The 1,417-nt window shown below is 31.5% G+C and carries 2 protein-coding genes; both read right to left on the bottom strand.

The annotated features are described in order from the left end of the window. Positions 1 to 149 precede the first annotated feature (149 nt). Positions 150 to 530 carry a hypothetical protein gene (locus tag J0871_RS12250; RefSeq protein ID WP_208225630.1) on the bottom strand — a complete coding sequence of 127 codons (381 nt, stop codon included), beginning with the start codon at positions 528 to 530 and terminating at the stop codon, positions 150 to 152. 146 nt (positions 531 to 676) lie between these two features. Beyond that, positions 677 to 1,264 (bottom strand): thioredoxin family protein, encoded by a 588-nt coding sequence (locus J0871_RS12245; protein WP_208225628.1) that lies wholly within the window; start codon positions 1,262 to 1,264, stop codon positions 677 to 679. Positions 1,265 to 1,417 lie beyond the last annotated feature (153 nt).

Raw genomic sequence — 1,417 nt, 5'->3', positions numbered from 1 at the left:
TCAAAAATTCATCGTTAAATAAATCCTCTTTTTTCATACTGTGTAAAATTTAAAATTAGACAAAAAAATAACAGGGGTCGCGACCCCTGTTATTTTTCTATTTACACAGTTTATGAGATAGTCCTATATTTAGCAGCTTAATTAATAATTTATCTTCTGAAAGTTTCTATTAAAATTCCTTCACTACCTAGGTCAGTCTCCCATTCTAAAGTGGTTTCCGTTAGTTCATTTATTTCCAAAATATAAGTTTCTAAACCTGTTTCAGAACTCTCCCAGGTAATCGTAAGTATATCATCATTTATCCCAAATTCACCATATTCGGTAATATCATCATATGTAAATTCTACCCTATTATCTGAGAAAAATTCAACTCTATCATTGTTTGGTTGGCCCATACTTTCTCCATCGAGATAACTATCAACCCCAATCCAAGATCCTAAAATTGTTGCTTCATTTTGTGCTTCAGAATCATCATTAGATGAACAGGAAAAAATCAAAAATAAGATTGGAATAAAGAATATTTTTTTCATTAAAACATTTATTTTCTGGAATATAAGACAATTTAACCAATTACCTCATATTCCATTATCAACGGTTGTACTATATTGCTGTTTTTATTAATTTCTAGTGATGAAAAGTAAAATAGTGTGTAAGACCAATTTATGACCTTCACTTATTAACCAAAATTAAATTTATAATTACGGGTAGCAGCTAATACGTCTTCCAATTCCTTTTGAAGCTCTTTTCCTTTATCTAAATTATACCAATTTTGTATCTCAGTTTTTATTATCTCAAAAGAAGCTTTCTCCTGGAGTAGTTCAGCATACATTTTTTGACAATTTTCAGGACGTGGTCCCCAGGTTGCTAAATCTTTACCTTGTTGATTTTTAATTACTAATTTAGGAATTGATTGGGTACCATTGGTGAGATACTGCTCAATCCTGTAAGGTGCTGCATCTCTTAATTCATAAGATATCGTTATTAGCGGATTTTCACTTGCTATCATTTCTATAAAAGGGATATTGTGAGCTGCGTCGCCACACCAGGGCTCGGTAATAATAATCCAGTGTTGCGGTTGATCTATTTTTTTTACAATCTCGACAATATCATTTGATAATTTTCCTGTTTTGAACCAACGGTTCATACGTGACCAGTTTAGCTTTGTATAATTCAGGTAATCGGGATTATCATAAGGCGGTTGATGTTCCGTCGCAGGTTTAAGCAGGATATTTTTGAAGTATGAGCTATATTCTTGAAAATTCATTGAAATTAATTTTATCGGGATTTTTATGGATCATTCTCAAAAGTTGTGTGTGAATTGAAATATTAGTTTGATTTTTGTTTTCTAAACAGGAAGCATTGGATCCATACATAGACCTACTCAAGATATTATTACCAGAACTATTAATCACCCATT

This window comes from Salegentibacter sp. BDJ18 (assembly GCF_017579965.1).
Lineage (GTDB): Bacteria > Bacteroidota > Bacteroidia > Flavobacteriales > Flavobacteriaceae > Salegentibacter.
Note: the sequence above shows the minus strand (reverse complement) of the source record. Positions and strands in the feature narration are given on the sequence as shown.

Coding starts and splice junctions, on each gene's coding strand:
- J0871_RS12250 (WP_208225630.1), bottom strand. CDS start 530: ATGAAAAAAATATTCTTTATTCCAATCTTATTTTTGATTTTTTCCTGT.
- J0871_RS12245 (WP_208225628.1), bottom strand. CDS start 1,264: ATGAATTTTCAAGAATATAGCTCATACTTCAAAAATATCCTGCTTAAA.